This is a genomic window from Streptomyces sp. NBC_00287 (assembly GCF_036173105.1).
In the GTDB taxonomy this organism is placed as follows: Bacteria; Actinomycetota; Actinomycetes; order Streptomycetales; family Streptomycetaceae; genus Streptomyces.
In genome coordinates, this window is sequence record NZ_CP108053.1 from 1,200,706 (window position 1) to 1,215,591 (window position 14,886).

Below are 14,886 nucleotides of genomic sequence, written 5' to 3' on the forward strand. Positions count from 1 at the left end.
CCGCAAGAGCTGTCGACAAGGCCGCCCGGGGAATGGGCGGGCTTTACGTCTACAGCGGGGATTCGTTCCTATTGCAAGGTGCGAACGTGGTCCGACATCTAGGTAGGAGCGACCACTTGACCCACTCTTTACCTTCGATGGAAGGGCTCAGCGTCCCTTACGCGCCTCAAGGGCCGGAATCGCGGCAACTTTCGCCGCGTCGAGGTGGTTCCAGAGGATGCCGGCCGGGCGGAACGGCGAGCTGCACGTGATGACCTCGTCCGGTGTGACGATCACATCCACGTTGACGTCGTGCTCTGTCGTCGGGATGGGCGTGTCAATCACCTGGAGCTCATGGACAGTGGTGACGATAAGCGTGTCGGCGTTGACCAGTCCGGCCTCACTCAGCAGGGCGAACTCGATGTCGGAGTAGCCCGCACCTTTGCCGATGCGCGCGCCGGAGCGGTTGACCGCGACGCTGCCGAGGACCACGACGTCGATGGGGCGCAGTGCGTCGACGTCGGCGGTCGGGGCGACGGTCGACGCAACTCGGCTGGTGGCCGCCTCGTACGGGGGAACATCGAGGGCGGTCGGATCGAGGACGTAGAAGGGCTTGGCCGTGGCCAGCTTCGGTACCGCCATGTAGAGGACCTTGCCGTCCGCTAGGGCGCGTGCACGTACCGGCAACTGAGCCTTGTCCGGAACCGCCTTGATCACCCTGGCGCTTTTCCAGGCATCCAGTTCCGCGAGACGGTCCGCTGCTTCCTCGGCGCCCTTGAAGTGGGGGATGCGTCCGTGCGCCGTGTCGTTGTGGACTGCGCCGGCCGCGTCGAGGGCATCCCATACCTCAGTCCGTACGCGTTGCTTCGCCTTGTCGTGCGTCGCGGCCACGAGGGGCTCTCCTCACCTAGGCCGTGGCCATGAGCGCGAACAAGCGGTCATGGACATCGGCGACGATCGTCTCCTGCCTCCACGGCCGTAGTTCCCGGGCCGCTGTGAAGACAACGTTCAGTCCTCCACCACCTCGGGTCTGCTCCAGTTCGGCGATCGCCTCGGTTATGGCGACCACGGCGCCATCGACCTCACGCTGGCGGATGTAGGCGAGCGTAAGGTTTCCGAGCACGATTGCGCGTGACTTTCGGCGATCTTGGAGCTCTGCGGCTGTCGTCTCCAGGATCCGCTGGGCACGCCGATGCTGGCCGAGGGACAGGTAGCACGATCCGGCAAGCCGACCGAACTGCGTTGAGGAGACCAGGTCCGCCGCGGCGTCGATCGCATCGGTCCGTTCCAGCTGGTGCTGGGCGTCGGCCAGTGCCTGCTCGCAGTCGCTCGCCTCACCCAGCATGGCGTGCGCCTCGCCGGCGTGCAGGAGCGCCAGTCCTGTCACCGCTGGGCTCGTCGACCGCGCCGTGTCCGCGGCGCGCAGAGCCAGGTCCAGGCCACCTCGCGGATCTTGGGCGCCGTAGAGTGCGACGTAGCTCGTCCTCAAGAGGGCATGACCCTCCAAGGTGTGATCGCGCAGGCGTCGGGCGATCGTCGCGCTGCGGTCGTAGTAGTTGCGTGCTGTCGCGTGGTCGCGCCGCTGCGAGGCATCCCAGACCAGTTGGCCCATGAGAGTGCAAGCGTCAGCCTGCAAGGACAGCAGCTCCCGCTCCGCTCGCCCTCGGCGAGTCTGCCGGGTCATGAAAGTGATGGTGTTGAGCTGCTCGCCACCTTCAGCCAGGAGGCTGGCCGAGGGGTCGTGGTCGTACCTGGCGGCGAGGCCGTCGAATTCGTGGCGCAGCTCGGCCGCAGTGGTCAGAGTGGTCACTGCCCGCTCGTGCCCGGATTCTCGGCCCTGCGTGCCCAAGGGGTCAGGGACGTCCGACAACAGCTCGTTCAACTCGTCAACCGAGATGTCCAGTTCCGCGGCCAGCCGCGGGCGCATCCACGGCTGCGGAGACGCGGTGCCCGCGTCCCAGCGCACGACCGTGGAGCGGTCCACGCCCAGGCGCTCGGCCAGGGCTTCCTGAGTCAGGCCAACGATTCGGCGTCGCTCAGCGAGACGCGACCGTCTGCGTGCCATATCTCCTGACCCCCGGTTTCCTACTTCTCGATTCCCAAGCCCTCTGGTCACGGCCTCTGTTGCGTCGGGGATGCATCACTGATGCATCCATTCTGCTCTGGGAAGGCGGCAGTTGGCCCGGTTGTGTGGAGTTCGGCATTCCTCCCTGATGAAGGGCCACGACCGATGACTGAGTACGCATCCGTTGGTGCTCCTCCCCTACGAGGGCGGCTACGCAGCCATCTCTCCGCGGATGCGATCCAGTGCCCGCGTGGCGGCCTCATGCGCAGAGGGCAGTTCCGTCCGCGTGGCCCGCATGATGCGCTGCAATTGGTGCGGGAGGTTCTGCATCACCGCTTCCCGGACAGCGACGTCCAGGGACTCCGCCGCGCCGCTGCGATCACCGGCGAGAAGCTGGACGTGCGCCACGGTGACCAGCTGGATGACGTGCCATTGCGGTGCCACGGTCGTGGTGGGCGTGGGCCGGTGTTCCACCAGCCGTATGGCAGCGCTCGTACGGCCGGTCGCCACCAGGCCTCGCAACCGAATCTCGTACAGCGAGAACGGGTTGAACAAGCTGGTGTGTTCCACGGACGAAATCAGAGCCTCCGTTTCCCTCATCACCCGGTCGAACAGCTCACCGTTGCCGAGTGCGCCGGCCGCGCGCGCCAGCAGCGGCAGGGCGGCGGCACGTCCATCGACGTCCGGAGCCAATGCTGCGGCCCGGCACAGCCGTTGCACAGCAGCGCCCCGGAGCCGGGCCTTGCGCAGCTCGTTCCCGTGCATGCGCAGGGCGTACGACGTCATGGCCGGGTCTTCGAAGTAGTCGACGAGGGCGAGGGCTTTCGCCGTCCAATGGGCAGCGGTGCTCAGCCTCTCCTCCGGCAGGACGTTGCCCAGCGCCACACCCAGCCCGACGCGCGCTCGGGCCAGCAAATGGAGAACGTCTCGTTCCGCGTGTCCGTCCTCGACTCGGGCTTCGAGACGGCTGACCAGCGGCCAGAGCTCGGAGACTGCCTCAGCTGCGTGGCCGGACTGGCGGGCGAGTTCGGCAAGCCGGACCGTGGATTCGCCGAACTGAAGCATCGCCCGGTGGTCGGTGTCGGCCGCGTCCGTCACGCCGAGCACGTGGGGTGGCAGCTGCAGTCGATCGCAGAGGTGGCGCCGGGAGCTGATGTCCTCCAGGCTCCGTTTCCCGAGTTCGAGGGCGGAGATGTAGGTCTTGTCGTATCCCAGGAGTTCACCGAGGCCGGTCTGGTTAAGGCCGTGCACTCGGCGGTAGAAACGCAGGATCCCGCCCAAGTCCCGGCTGGACAGGAGCAGTTCGGCCTGCGGGGTGGCCCAATGCCACTGGGCGAGGCGTGTCACCGAGCCTCCCACCACGTCAGCGCCCTCCGCGAGGGGCCTTCCGGCCACAGGCGCCTACTGCCGCTCGTAGTCATCCCGGGCCGATGCGGTGCCTCGTCGGTACCAGGCATCAATGGCTTGCTTGTATCCGTTCGGCATCCTCAGTCCCGGCACTTCGTCAGCGGTGAACAGGCCGAGCTGCTTGTGCTCGTGACTGACGACCGGCGGCCGGTCGCGGGTCAGCACGGCACAGCCGTAGGTAACGATCAACACCCTGCGCCCCGGAATCGGCTCGTAGATCCACACACCGCCATCGATCAAAGGACCGGCCTTCACCGCCCAGCCGGTCTCCTCCTCGATCTCCCGCTGGAGTGCAGCCTCCGGACTGGTGTCAGCCGGTACGGACCCGTCCGCGCTTCCGGTTTCAAGGCGCCCGCCGGGCAGCTCCCACTCGTCACGTTCGTTCTTCAGCAGCAGAACGCGGTCCTGCGCGTCGAGTGCGACGCCCTTCACGGAGACGGGCCAGAGGGGCGGGGTGTACGTCATCACGGTCCTAGTCCTGCGGTGTACGTCCCGGGCTTTCGGAACGTAGCACGGCCCGCCCAACACAACGCCGACCCAGGCGAATTGCCCGAGTCGACAATCAGTCGCTTTACCCCACTCCTCGCGGCTCCCCAATCTGACCGCACCGACCTCGCTCGAAGGAGTACCGCGATGCGCACCTCACCTGCACGCCCAGGGACGCTCTTCACGTCCCACTACGTCGACATCCGCGGCCCGAGCGCCGCCGCGTCCATCACCACCCGGCTCCGGGAGAGCGGCCTCGTCACCGTGGACGGACTGATGTCCCGTCGCGAGGTCCTGGCCTTCGCCTCCAACATCATGACCATCGAACCTCACCCGCACAGTGCGCCGGACGGACTGACGACGATCCACGACACCGGCACCCAGGCCCACCGGGCCGGCTTCGCCGGACTGGGCCGCGGCGCCCTGGAAGCCCACACTGAGCGAGCCGGCGTTCCTGAACCGCCGCGCCTGCTGCTCCTGGTCTGCCTCCGACCGGCCACGGAGGGCGGCGACGCGCTCCTGGCCGACGGCGTCGACGTGCTGGCCGGACTGTGCGGCAGAGGCCGGGAGACGGCCGTCGCACTCGCCAGACCCCGCACGGCCTACTTCGGCGCCGGTGCTGGTCACCCCTCCCAGGTATTCACCGCCCACCCGGAGAGGCGAGTGTCGGTCCGGCTACGCCAGGACGGTCTCGCGCGGTGGAGCCCCGTCGTCCAGCCGTACCTCTCCACGCTCCGGAGTGCCATCGCAGGCTGCCAGCGCAGGCTCCGGCTCGGTCCCGGTCAGGGTTACCTGCTGGACAACCACCGCTGGCTGCACGCCCGCACGGCCTTCTCCGGTGATCGCCTCTGCCTTCGGGCGCTCGGCCATCCGCACGTTCCGCTTCTCGCCGGCTTCGCACCGGACTTCCCGACCGTCCTTCTGCCCCAGGCCAACGAAGCCGTGTGATCTCGCAATCCGACACCCCAGTGGCCCCTTCTTCTCACGTCAGGAGGTGATCCTCATGTCTGCTCTACATCCGCCCTCCCCCATCCACACCCGCGATCTGGACTCCGACACCGAGGCCCAGCGCGTGCTCCTTCTCGATCTCGACGGCGTGCTCATGGACACCCGGCCGGTAATGGAAGAGGCGTGGCGGGCCGTCCAAGCCACGCACGGCATCCATGTACCGTTCAAGGCCTACCAGCAGTGCCTGGGGCGACCGTTCGGCGACATCATGGACCGTCTCTCCATCCGCGACACCAACCGCGTGCATACGACGTACTCGCAAGCAGCCAAGGACGCCTCCCACCTGGCACGACCGTTCGACGGCATGTCCGAGACACTGCACGTCTGCGTCGCCGCGGGCTGGCTACTCGGCGTCGTGACATCGAAGCCGCTCGATCGGGCTGTGCCGCTGCTGGCCCAGCTCGGATGTCCCTTCGGCACCGTCCGTGCCCCGGGCGGGCCAGGACGCGGAAAGCCCGCACCGGACCCGATCCTGCTCGCCCTCGTCGACCTCGCCGCGGACCCGGCCGACGCCGTCTACGTCGGTGACATGGAAGTCGACCAAGAAGCCGCTCGCCGCGCCGGGGTCGCATACGTTCACGCAGGTTGGGGGTACGGCGCACCTGGCTGTCCGGCGCCGGAGACTGCCCACTCCCCCCTCGGCCTTCTGCCGCTGCTCGGCGTGCGTACCCCGCCTGCCCCGTTTATCGAGGGAGGCCTGCTGTGAACCACCCTGAGCACGCGCTCGAAGTGCTGCACACCCGGGTCAAGGGGCAGAACGTATGGACCCTGATCACGGAAGGCGCACTCGCGAAGGTGCGGGCCGACCGCATCTCCACCGTCGTTCTCGAATCGTTCCCCGTCAATCGTCGCGAGGTAGCCGCACACGTCGAGAACGTGATGTCGGCGTTGGAACACCACAGTTCCCGTCGCACGGTGACGCCGGGCGGGGCCGACTGGCTGCACGTGCATCACGTTCCGGTCAGGCGCCTCGTCACGCAGTTGGTGCGCAGGCTACTGGTGCTCAGCGCTTGGGAGCCTTTCGCGAGGTCTCCCGGCCCCCTCGCCCTCTCACCGAACGAAGGGCTGATCGGAATCCGGGAGATCGGGTCTCGGGAGTACCGCTCCTACACGGTCACCTGGTCCGGCGTCGCTTACGCACTGGGGGCTTCGGCTCCCCACAATCCCATCCACAGCCTGCGACTCCGGCAGCTGTCGCCTCGCAGCCCCCAAGGCAACGCGCTGACCGGCCAGCCTGTGTCACTCGTGCCGCCGACCGACGTCGTCGCCCTTTCGTGGTCGTCTCGACACTGGCGAACCATCCTGCCTGTCCTGGAAGCCCTCGGCCGTGAGGGGCATCGGAGCATGCTCGTCGACCTCGCCACCGATCGAGCCGATCGGTGCACGGCCCCCATGCCCAAGGGCACCGCGCTTCTGTCCGCGCCCTCCGCTTTGTTCACCGCCTCCGGGCCTGTACCAGTTACGGATGTGGACACGGATGGGCCTGCTATCCAAGTCGGTGTACATGCACTTCAGTTGCGTCGGCTGGAGCGCCTGGCAGGTGGACTCTTGGAAGTATCCGGCGGATGCACGCAGCCCTCGTGGCACGCCACCCTGCTCATCGAACGCTGGCTGGACGAGGTCCTCGATGCCGTCCGCCCGCATACCGTCGTTGGCAGCAACGACACCAGCCCTCTGGGTGCGTTGGCCGTCCACGCGGCCGAACGGCGCGGGATCACCTCGGTGTACGTGCAACACGGTGCGTGGGTCGAGGAGGCCGTTGCCCGGCCCGCTCTCCACAGCCGCCACATCGTCGTCATGGGCGAGCGCGACGCAGAACGCGCCGAGGACTGGTCCCGCCATCCCGACACAGAGATCCACGTGCTCGGCCAGCCCCGCTTTGATGCACTGGCCCACGTAGACCGTGCGGAGCATCGGCGGAGACTTCAGGAGTTGCTCAGCACCCCGTTCATCCTCGTGTGGGCGTGCCAGCCCTACGGTCCAGGGCGGCTGAAGGCCCAAGCCGATCTCCTCCTCGAGGGCATACGAAGAACTTCGGGAAACTGGGGGTTGGCCATCGCCCCGCACCCGGCCCAGCGCGTTGACGTTTTCGACGATGTGCTCCAGCGGGACACCGAAGGCCCGGTTGCCGTCGTCGACCCCCGTGTGGGCGCGCGCGGCTGCGTCGCTGGCGCCGACGGCGTGGCCAGTGTGTCGTCAACCTGCGGCATCGAGGCCGTACTCCTCAACGTTCCGGTCCTCGAGATCGCGGTGCACGGTGAGCCCACACTCGGCCTCGCCGCCCACGGACTCGCGAACCGATGCGGCACCGCCGACGACATCGCCAGTGCCCTGACAGCGGTCAGCACCGTCCGCCCGTCACGCCCGCCGTCGGCCACGGATGCGGTGTGCCGATGGCGCGGCTCGAGTGCCCGCGACATCGCACAGATGATCGTCAACGAAGCCCAGGTCCACCACGAAGCGCACGGCAAGGGAGGCCTTGTCCGATGACGACCCTCAGCGCGGACAGCGTCGCCGAGCTCTTCGCCGGGGCGCTGGCCCTGGCCCAGAACGGGGAGCCGGTCAGCCCTCGCGGGATGCAGACCCGAGAGGTCCTCGACGTCCACATGACGCTCACCCAGCCACGGGCACGGCTGCTGCACGCACCGCCCACCCGGGTTCTCAATCCCGCATTCGCTGTGGCGGAAACCGTCTGGCACCTCTCCGGATCAGACGCTCCATGGATCTTCGGCTACAACTCCAAGTTACGGCAGTACGCCGACGACGGTGTCCTGCGAGGCGCGTACGGACCGCGCATGCGGAACTGGGCCGGCCACGTGGACCAGCTTCGCCGTGTCGTCGAGATCCTCAAGGAGGACCCCGACTCCCGTCGAGCGGTGATCCAGCTCTACGACCCGTCCCAGGATGCCGCCGGCCATAAGGACGTACCCTGCACGCTCGGCTTCCGCTTCCATCTGCGCGCCGGCCGCCTGCACATGGCAACCACCATGAGGGGCCAGGACGTGTGGATCGGGATGCCGTACGACCTGTTCTTCACCACGACCCTGCACGAACTGGTCGCAGGGTGGCTCGGCGCCGAACTCGGCCCTCACCACCATCACGTCGGCTCGCTTCACATCTACGAGCGCGATCTCCCCCAGGCTGTTGGGCTCTCCGAGGTCGCCGCGAGCCCGGTCATGCCGCCCCTCACCACGCCGTGGGAGAGCTTCGATCATCTTCTCCATCAGGTCGAGGTCGGCGAGCCCGTGAACCATCCCGGCTGGAAGGCGATGGCCGAGACGATGCGCAGCTACCGCCTGTGGCGGAACGGACAGCGCAGGCAGGCGTTTCAGGTCGCCGACCACATCGCCGGACCACTGCGACCGGCCCTGATCAGCTGGTACGGCAGATTGCGCCAGCGCGGCGCGGCGCTCGGCACAGGGGTCTCCGAGGAAGCGAGCTGAATCCTCATGGACCACTCCAACGTCATCCTCGGAGTCTGCTCATATACGCACGACTCCGCCGCCGCCCTCCTCGTGGACGGGCAGCTGATCGGCTTCGCTGAGGAGGAGCGGCTCAACGGGCGCAAGCACACCTCCGACTACCCGGGCCGTTCCGTCGACTGGCTGTTACGCGAGGCCGGAATCACCGCCGGCGACGTGGACGCCGTCGCGTACAACTTCCAGCCCGTCGGATACCTCTACGAGTCTCCCGCCGCCCTGCGTCTGGTGTCTTCGGCGACGACGCGTGACCGGGCGATAGCTCGGGCTGTCGGGTTCGCCAGGGTTGCCTGCCGTACCCGACGCCGCCTCAGGGCCTTGAGCCGGCGGTTCCCCACCGCACGGGTCTCGGCCGTCCAGCACCACAGGGCGCACCAGTTGGTGGCCTTCGCCGCGTCCGGCTGGGAAGAGTCCGCCGTGCTCGTCGTCGACAGCCTGGGCGAGCGTCAGACCACCACCATCGCGCATGCGCACGATGCCTTCCGCCCTGTCGCGCGCACTCTGCACTCGATCAATGACCCGGCCTCGCTGGGCTACGCATACGGCGCGGTGACCGAGCACCTCGGCTGGCGACGGGGTGACGAGGAAGGCACGGTGATGGCACTCGCGGCGCTCGGCGACCCCGACCGATTCCGGCACCTTTTCGCAAGGGCTGTCCGGACGACGCCCACAGGATTCGCGCTGGACCCCGCCTACTTCCCGCCTCGCGTTCTCATCTCCGGCTATCCGAGGACCTCGCATCGCTTCATTGAGGAGACCTGCCCCGAGCGTCATCAGAGCGAGCCGGTTCTGGATGTTCATCGGGACCTGGCAGCAGCGCTACAGGAGCGCACCGACCAGGTGATGCTGCATCTGGCTCGTCGGGCGCGGGCAGTCACCGGTTCACGGCGACTGAGCGTGGGCGGCGGCGTGGCGGCCAACTGCGTCAGCATCGGTCGGATCGTCCAGGCGGGCATCTTCGATGAGGTCTTCGTGCCGCCCGCACCCGGCGACGCCGGCACAGCCATCGGTGCCGCGATTGCCATACACGCTGACAGCCGCAGCCGACGCCCGCTATCGAGGATCGCCCGCACCTGCTACCTAGGTCCGTCCTTCAGGGACCAGCACCTCGATCTTTCCCACTGGCCGGGGCTCCAGCAGAAGTTCTTGGGCATCGAGGTCGCCGAGTTCCTCGCCGACCAGTTGTCCCACGGAATGATCGTCGGCCTGTTCCAGGGACCTGTGGAAGCTGGCCCGCGCGCTCTGGGGAACCGGTCAATCCTCGCCTCGCCCCTGCAAGCCGACATCGTCGACAGGCTCAACGCCACGGTGAAGTTCCGGGAGCCGTTCCGGCCCTTCGCCCCGGTGGTTCTGGCCGGGCGTGCCGAGGAGTTCTTCACCCTCGGCCAGGAGGCGCCGTACATGTCCATCGCCTCCGGCGTGACGGACCTGGCCCGCCAACGCATCCCCTCGGTCGTCCACGCCAACGGCACCGCGCGGCTTCAGACCGTCACACAATCCCAGAATCCCTTCCTTTGCGACGTCCTGCGGGCGTTCGCCCGCCGCACCGACGTGCCCGTACTGATCAACACGTCCCTCAACATCAAGGGCATGCCGATCTGCGGCACTCCGGCCATGGCCCTCGACTGCCTGGCGAACTCCGGGCTGGACGCACTACTGCTGGAAGGCCGGTGGATCACGAAATGAGGATCGGCTACAGCTTCTGGGGCTTCCTGGGCAACGGCATCACCGACACTCCTGACGGAGGTCGCAGTCACCGCCGCCCGCTGGTTGACGCCCTCCTTGCCCGCGGCCACGACGTGGTGTTCCTCCAGGCCAACCGCGATCTCCTCGAAGCCGGTGACGACCTCGGCTACGCCTACGAATTCAACATGGGTCTCCCGGAGATCGACGTACTGTTCCTCGAATGGCGCTGGGCAATCAGCGCACGCAACACGACCTGCTGCGGCAGTGTCGGTCACGCCTGCGACCTGCACCGTCAGGCCGAACTCCTGAAGCACTACTCCGTGCGGCACCTCACACCCACGGTGATCTGGGACAAGGACCGACAGCTGCCTCCCGGTAGCGCGTGGCGCCGCGCGAAGAGGACGGCTGTATGCGAGGCCGCTCTGGCCCCCTCAGCCGACGCTCATCAGCTCCTTTTCCCCGTTGACGACCGCCTGATGGCACAGGCTGATCCGAAGGGCCTCGCTCGAAAGCCACGAGCGCTCGCGTTGGGATACGTCGGCAACCAGTACGACCGCGACGAGCACTTCGACCGCTTCTTCGCCCCGGCGGCTGCCAGTTTCGAGCACCAGGTCGGGGGCAAGTGGCCGAGGACCGCTCGCTGGCCACATGTGTCCTTCCTCGGAAGAATCCCCTTCGAGCAAGTGCACCATCTGTATGGCAACGCCCTGGCCACCGTGCTGCTGTTGCCCCAGCGGTACGCCGTCGTCGGCCAGATGACGCAGAGGATCTTCGAGGCCGCGCTCGCCGGCTGTCTGCCCCTCGCCCCAGCGGACATCCGTCACGCCGACCGGTTCGTACCGAGGGACCTCGTCGTCGAGTCCAGCGATCAGGTGATCGAGCGGATCAGGCACCTGCAAAGGATCGCTGGCTCGCCGGAGCACGCGGACCTGGTCGCCGCGTGCATAGAGCGCCTGGACCTGTTCCGTCTGAGTCATCAGGTCGACGTCCTGGAGGACATCCTCCACAGGGTCGCAGGTGCCGAGACACGGCGAGGTGCAGTCTGATGACCTTGCCCATGCTCCTGTGTGGATCATCCGTACGCGTCCTGGCGGTCGAGACGTCCGGGCGTCCGAGGGCCTCTAGGGTGGAACACCATGAAGAAGGTCGCCATCGTCGGCTGCGGAGGCAGCGGCAAGTCGTATCTGGCCCGCGAACTGGGCCGGATCCTCGACGCCCCGGTGACGCATCTGGACGCCGCCTTCTACGACGAGGACTGGCACGAGCTTCCGATGGAGGAGTTCGCAGAGCTACAACGTCGGCTGGTCTCGCAGCCGCAGTGGGTGATCGATGGCAACTACAACTCGACGTTGCAGATCAGACTCGAAGCCTGCGACACCGTGATCCTCATGGATGTGTCCACCGTGGCCGCCCTGTACGGAATCCTTGCACGGCAGATCCGACACGGAGCCGGACACAAGGGCAACGGCGTGCACAACCGCATTCACTCGGGCGTGATCAAGTACGTCGCGACGTACCGGCGCAAAATGCGTCCCCGCGTCATGGCCAAGATCGAGCAACACGCAGCCGGTCACGCGAACGTGGTCCTGTTGACCAACCGCAGGCAGACTCGACGCTGGCTCCGGAAGGTCTCGGCCGAGCAGCGCTGAGGAATCTGCTCCACCCATTTCGGGGGTGGAGCGCATGACCAGCAACCCCTTCCTCGACCCGGCTCGGACCAGCCAGCTGTACGGCGACGCGTCCCGCCTGGCGAACCGCTCCAGCGCACTGATGCGTGCAAAGACGGCCGGCCGCCCGGTTCCCGAGACGATCATCGACCTCGTCCGCCGCCACCGGACCGATCGCTCGGGTCGTCTGCGGCGCGTGCTGGACGTCGGCTGCGGACGGGGCGGCACCAGCCGGGCCCTCGCCAAGGGACTGCGACCGATCCACCTGGTCGGAATCGACGCCGCCCCCGCGCTGCTGACCGCGGCGAGGCAACGCGTGATTCGCGTCGACGGTGTCCGCTCGGACTTCGTGCAGGCCGACTTCCACCAGCTTCCGCTCGCAGCTGGGTTCTGTGACCTGGCCATTGCCGCCTTCTGTCTCTACCACTCGGCCCGACCAGCCGATGTCGTTGCGGAGATCGCGCGCGCCCTGGCGCCGGACGGACTCGCCGTCCTGGTCACCAAGTCTCTCGACAGCTATCGCGAACTGGACGTCCTCGTGGCCTCCGCCGGTCTCGATCCGTGTGCCAATCAGCACGAGAGCCTCTACACCACGGCGCACAGCGGCAACCTGGCCCGCCTCGCTTCATCCCATCTCAACGTCCTGGCGACCCATCACGAAGAGCACCGGTTCACCTTCGCCGGACACGAGCACGCCGCCGAGTACTTGGCCACGACCCCCAAGTACGCCTTCTCCCCCGGCCTGGATGGCAACCCGATCGCAATCTCGGCGGCACTGCACAGCGCTCGGCCCGACCGCCCGGTCACGACAAGCTCCACCGTCACCTACGTAGTGGCCCGGGCCCGAGGAGGCAGGCCTGAATGACCACCTACTTCACGAAGCACTACGCCACCGATGAGCAAGCCGGTCAGGCGGCACGACACTACGGTTGGCTCGCCACCCACGCGCAGCCGTTCCGGCAGCCGACGCTCACGGTTTCCGGGCCGGCCGCGCTGTCCTTCACCTGGGTCCAGGGCCGACACGCCGAGCAGAGGGATCTGCCCGAGCTGGCAGCTTTGTTGGGCGACGCCCACGGGGCGGCCTGGGCCAGCGATCTCCACGGCGCCGAGTTGACGAGAGCGCACCAGTTCAGTGACGGCACCGAGTTCAGCAGCTATCTCGGACTGCGGGAGGAGGCGCTGCGCCGTCGCAGACAGCAGGGCTTTCTGCCCACTGACCGGGCGCTGGACATGATGCTGGCGATCTTGAATAGGACAGCCGAGGGCCCCACCGCTTTCTACAAGGACAGCAACCTGCGGAACTTCCTGTTCACGGACGACGGGACGGTGTTCGTCGTCGATACCGACCACCTCTCGCTCGCCCCGTTCGCATACGACCTGGCCAAACTCGTCACGTCGCTGATCATGACGCACGGTCCGCTCCCTGATCACAGCCTGGACGGGGCGCTGGGTGCCTACAACGAGGCGGCTGCCCGCCACGACGCACGCCTCGGTGCCACGGATCGCGACCGCCTCGACGACTTCCTGGCGCTGCACGCCGTCCTCACGGCCCCGTACAGCGGCCGCCACGGATATCGGCACGCCGACCCCATTGCCTCCCACGGTCCGGAAAGATCATCATGATCACCACAGAGCTCGTCTTCGTCCGACATGGGGAAGCCCAGTGCAACGTCGACGAAGTCGTAGGCGGTCCCGACACCTGCACCGGACTCACCGATCGCGGGTACGCCCAGGTTGAGGCGGCGGCTGACCGGCTAGCCGCAGAGCACGCTGCCAAGCCGTTCACCGCGCTATACGCGGGACCGCGCCTCCGCCTCCGGCAAACGGGCGAGATCCTCTCCCAGGCGCTCCGGCTGCCTCTGCGAACCGAGCCGGGCCTCGACGGGCCCATACATGGAGCGGCCGATGGGAAGCTCTGGCACGAGGTGAAGACAGCGGCCGACGGAGGACCACACGCCCACCCGGACACTCCCTGGGCGGAAGGATCCGACACATGGTCTGGCTATCTCCGGCGGGCGTCTGCCTTCCTGCGGAAGCTCATTGACCAGTATGAGGGCAACCGCGTCCTGTTCGCCGCTCATGGTGAAACCGTCATCGCAGCGCACACGCTCCTCCTCCCTCTTCCCCCAGGACAGCCCACCGGCTTCGCGGTGGACCACGCCTCCATCACCCGCTGGCAACACCACGGGAACCGACTCGGCCAGCGCCGGTGGATCCTCGACCGCCACAACGACACGGCCCACCTGATCGTCCGAGAACTGGGAGGCGAGACGTGATCACATCACTGGCCGACCCTCGCCTCACGTTGGCGCGCCAGGCCGTAGGGGCGGTTCGCGTCGTGGCCGATCCAGGGCTTCCGCCGCATCTCGTCCGCCTCGTCGACGTCCGCGAAGCCTCCTACGTGGCCAAGCAACACCACCGACAAGACCGGTACACGCAGGAGTTGCACGCCTATTCGAGCTGGGGCCGCCACCTCAGCGGCTACGCCGCCCAGCTCGTCGCGCATGACGACTCCACGGACACACTGCTGTTCACGGCCCTGGAGGGAGCCAACGCCTGCACGGCGCGGCTCAGCCCGGCGGAGAGAGAGCGGATGTACGAGGCGGCGGGTTTGGTGCTCGGCAGGCTTCACCGCGCGACGGCCGAAGGTCCCGCCCCCAGCAGCGAGTTGGCGACCCGCCTTCTGGGCTGGATCGCAACGGCTGAACAGGGCGGCCTGATCTCCGCGGACGAGCGCCGGATTCTCCAATCGCACGGTGATGTGCTGGCCGGCACCGTGATGGACCGAGCGGTGTGCCACCTCGACTACCAGCCCAGAAACTGGCTCGTCGACGCCGAGCAGTTCCGAGTCTGCGACTTCGAACACATGCGACGGGACGCCCGAGTCCGGGACTTCGCCCGGCTCGAGTTCCGTCACTGGCAGTCCGAACCTCGTCTCCGTGAGGCCTTCTTCACGGGCTACGGCACCCAAATGACGGATGCCGAGCGGCAGTTGCTGGTGTCCTTCGGCGCCATCGAGGCCGTCACTGCCATCGTCCGCGGCCATGAGCGGAACGCCACCGCCCTCAGCGCCCATGGCCGAGCCGTTCTGGCTCGCCTGGCCTGACCG

The 14,886-nt window shown here is 67.5% G+C and carries 15 protein-coding genes; 11 read left to right on the forward strand and 4 right to left on the reverse strand.

The window, feature by feature from the left end; genetic code table 11:
* Window positions 1-147: 147 nt before the first annotated feature.
* From OHT76_RS05725 to OHT76_RS05740, 4 genes are all read right to left on the reverse strand, one after another.
* The gene (locus tag OHT76_RS05725) at window positions 148-870 is read right to left on the reverse strand and encodes a 5-formyltetrahydrofolate cyclo-ligase (RefSeq protein ID WP_328869647.1); all 723 of its coding nucleotides are present in this window, start codon (window positions 868-870) and stop codon (window positions 148-150) included.
* A gap of 16 nt (window positions 871-886) precedes the next feature.
* A complete protein-coding gene (locus OHT76_RS05730) occupies window positions 887-2,044 on the reverse strand; it encodes a helix-turn-helix transcriptional regulator (protein ID WP_328869648.1) in 1,158 nt (385 codons plus the stop codon).
* Between the two features lie 210 nt (window positions 2,045-2,254).
* Entirely contained in the window at window positions 2,255-3,391 is a 1,137-nt protein-coding gene (locus tag OHT76_RS05735; RefSeq protein WP_328869649.1) for a helix-turn-helix domain-containing protein, read from the reverse strand.
* A 54-nt stretch (window positions 3,392-3,445) separates the two neighbouring features.
* A complete protein-coding gene (locus OHT76_RS05740; protein WP_328869650.1) occupies window positions 3,446-3,883 on the reverse strand; it encodes an NUDIX hydrolase in 438 nt (145 codons plus the stop codon).
* 201 nt (window positions 3,884-4,084) lie between these two features.
* Between OHT76_RS05740 and OHT76_RS05745 the strand changes: the two genes are divergently transcribed.
* The 11 genes from OHT76_RS05745 (at window position 4,085) to OHT76_RS05795 (ending at window position 14,883) form a co-directional block, all read left to right on the forward strand.
* Window positions 4,085-4,885 (forward strand): TauD/TfdA family dioxygenase, encoded by an 801-nt coding sequence (locus OHT76_RS05745; protein ID WP_328869651.1) that lies wholly within the window; start codon window positions 4,085-4,087, stop codon window positions 4,883-4,885.
* Window positions 4,886-4,940: 55 nt separating this feature from the next.
* Window positions 4,941-5,651, forward strand: coding sequence for an HAD family hydrolase (locus tag OHT76_RS05750; RefSeq protein ID WP_328869652.1), 711 nt, complete (start codon window positions 4,941-4,943; stop codon window positions 5,649-5,651).
* Window positions 5,648-7,435, forward strand: a complete 1,788-nt coding sequence (locus OHT76_RS05755) for a hypothetical protein (RefSeq protein WP_328869653.1) — start codon at window positions 5,648-5,650, stop codon at window positions 7,433-7,435. Before OHT76_RS05750 ends, OHT76_RS05755 begins: the two co-directional genes overlap by 4 nt.
* Entirely contained in the window at window positions 7,432-8,388 is a 957-nt protein-coding gene (locus tag OHT76_RS05760) for a thymidylate synthase (RefSeq protein WP_328869654.1), read from the forward strand. The genes OHT76_RS05755 and OHT76_RS05760 overlap by 4 nt, the downstream gene beginning before the upstream one ends.
* A gap of 6 nt (window positions 8,389-8,394) precedes the next feature.
* Window positions 8,395-10,110 (forward strand): carbamoyltransferase family protein, encoded by a 1,716-nt coding sequence (locus tag OHT76_RS05765; RefSeq protein WP_328869655.1) that lies wholly within the window; start codon window positions 8,395-8,397, stop codon window positions 10,108-10,110.
* Complete coding sequence (locus tag OHT76_RS05770) at window positions 10,107-11,156, forward strand: glycosyltransferase family protein (protein ID WP_328869656.1); 1,050 nt, start codon at window positions 10,107-10,109, stop codon at window positions 11,154-11,156. Before OHT76_RS05765 ends, OHT76_RS05770 begins: the two co-directional genes overlap by 4 nt.
* A 90-nt stretch (window positions 11,157-11,246) precedes the next feature.
* Window positions 11,247-11,759 carry a topology modulation protein gene (locus tag OHT76_RS05775; RefSeq protein WP_328869657.1) on the forward strand — a complete coding sequence of 171 codons (513 nt, stop codon included), beginning with the start codon at window positions 11,247-11,249 and terminating at the stop codon, window positions 11,757-11,759.
* Between the two features lie 34 nt (window positions 11,760-11,793).
* Window positions 11,794-12,642 (forward strand): class I SAM-dependent methyltransferase, encoded by an 849-nt coding sequence (locus OHT76_RS05780; RefSeq protein ID WP_328869658.1) that lies wholly within the window; start codon window positions 11,794-11,796, stop codon window positions 12,640-12,642.
* A complete protein-coding gene (locus tag OHT76_RS05785; RefSeq protein WP_328869659.1) occupies window positions 12,639-13,400 on the forward strand; it encodes a phosphotransferase in 762 nt (253 codons plus the stop codon). The genes OHT76_RS05780 and OHT76_RS05785 overlap by 4 nt, the downstream gene beginning before the upstream one ends.
* On the forward strand, window positions 13,397-14,053 hold the full coding sequence (locus tag OHT76_RS05790) for a histidine phosphatase family protein (protein WP_328869660.1): 657 nt from the start codon (window positions 13,397-13,399) through the stop codon (window positions 14,051-14,053). The genes OHT76_RS05785 and OHT76_RS05790 overlap by 4 nt, the downstream gene beginning before the upstream one ends.
* Window positions 14,050-14,883: an aminoglycoside phosphotransferase family protein gene (locus OHT76_RS05795; protein WP_328869661.1), complete on the forward strand. Its 834-nt coding sequence runs from the start codon at window positions 14,050-14,052 to the stop codon at window positions 14,881-14,883. The genes OHT76_RS05790 and OHT76_RS05795 overlap by 4 nt, the downstream gene beginning before the upstream one ends.
* Window positions 14,884-14,886 lie beyond the last annotated feature (3 nt).

Coding starts and splice junctions, on each gene's coding strand:
- OHT76_RS05730 (WP_328869648.1), bottom strand. CDS start 2,044: ATGGCACGCAGACGGTCGCGTCTCGCTGAGCGACGCCGAATCGTTGGC.
- OHT76_RS05745 (WP_328869651.1), top strand. CDS start 4,085: ATGCGCACCTCACCTGCACGCCCAGGGACGCTCTTCACGTCCCACTAC.
- OHT76_RS05750 (WP_328869652.1), top strand. CDS start 4,941: ATGTCTGCTCTACATCCGCCCTCCCCCATCCACACCCGCGATCTGGAC.
- OHT76_RS05760 (WP_328869654.1), top strand. CDS start 7,432: ATGACGACCCTCAGCGCGGACAGCGTCGCCGAGCTCTTCGCCGGGGCG.
- OHT76_RS05765 (WP_328869655.1), top strand. CDS start 8,395: ATGGACCACTCCAACGTCATCCTCGGAGTCTGCTCATATACGCACGAC.
- OHT76_RS05770 (WP_328869656.1), top strand. CDS start 10,107: ATGAGGATCGGCTACAGCTTCTGGGGCTTCCTGGGCAACGGCATCACC.
- OHT76_RS05775 (WP_328869657.1), top strand. CDS start 11,247: ATGAAGAAGGTCGCCATCGTCGGCTGCGGAGGCAGCGGCAAGTCGTAT.
- OHT76_RS05780 (WP_328869658.1), top strand. CDS start 11,794: ATGACCAGCAACCCCTTCCTCGACCCGGCTCGGACCAGCCAGCTGTAC.
- OHT76_RS05785 (WP_328869659.1), top strand. CDS start 12,639: ATGACCACCTACTTCACGAAGCACTACGCCACCGATGAGCAAGCCGGT.
- OHT76_RS05790 (WP_328869660.1), top strand. CDS start 13,397: ATGATCACCACAGAGCTCGTCTTCGTCCGACATGGGGAAGCCCAGTGC.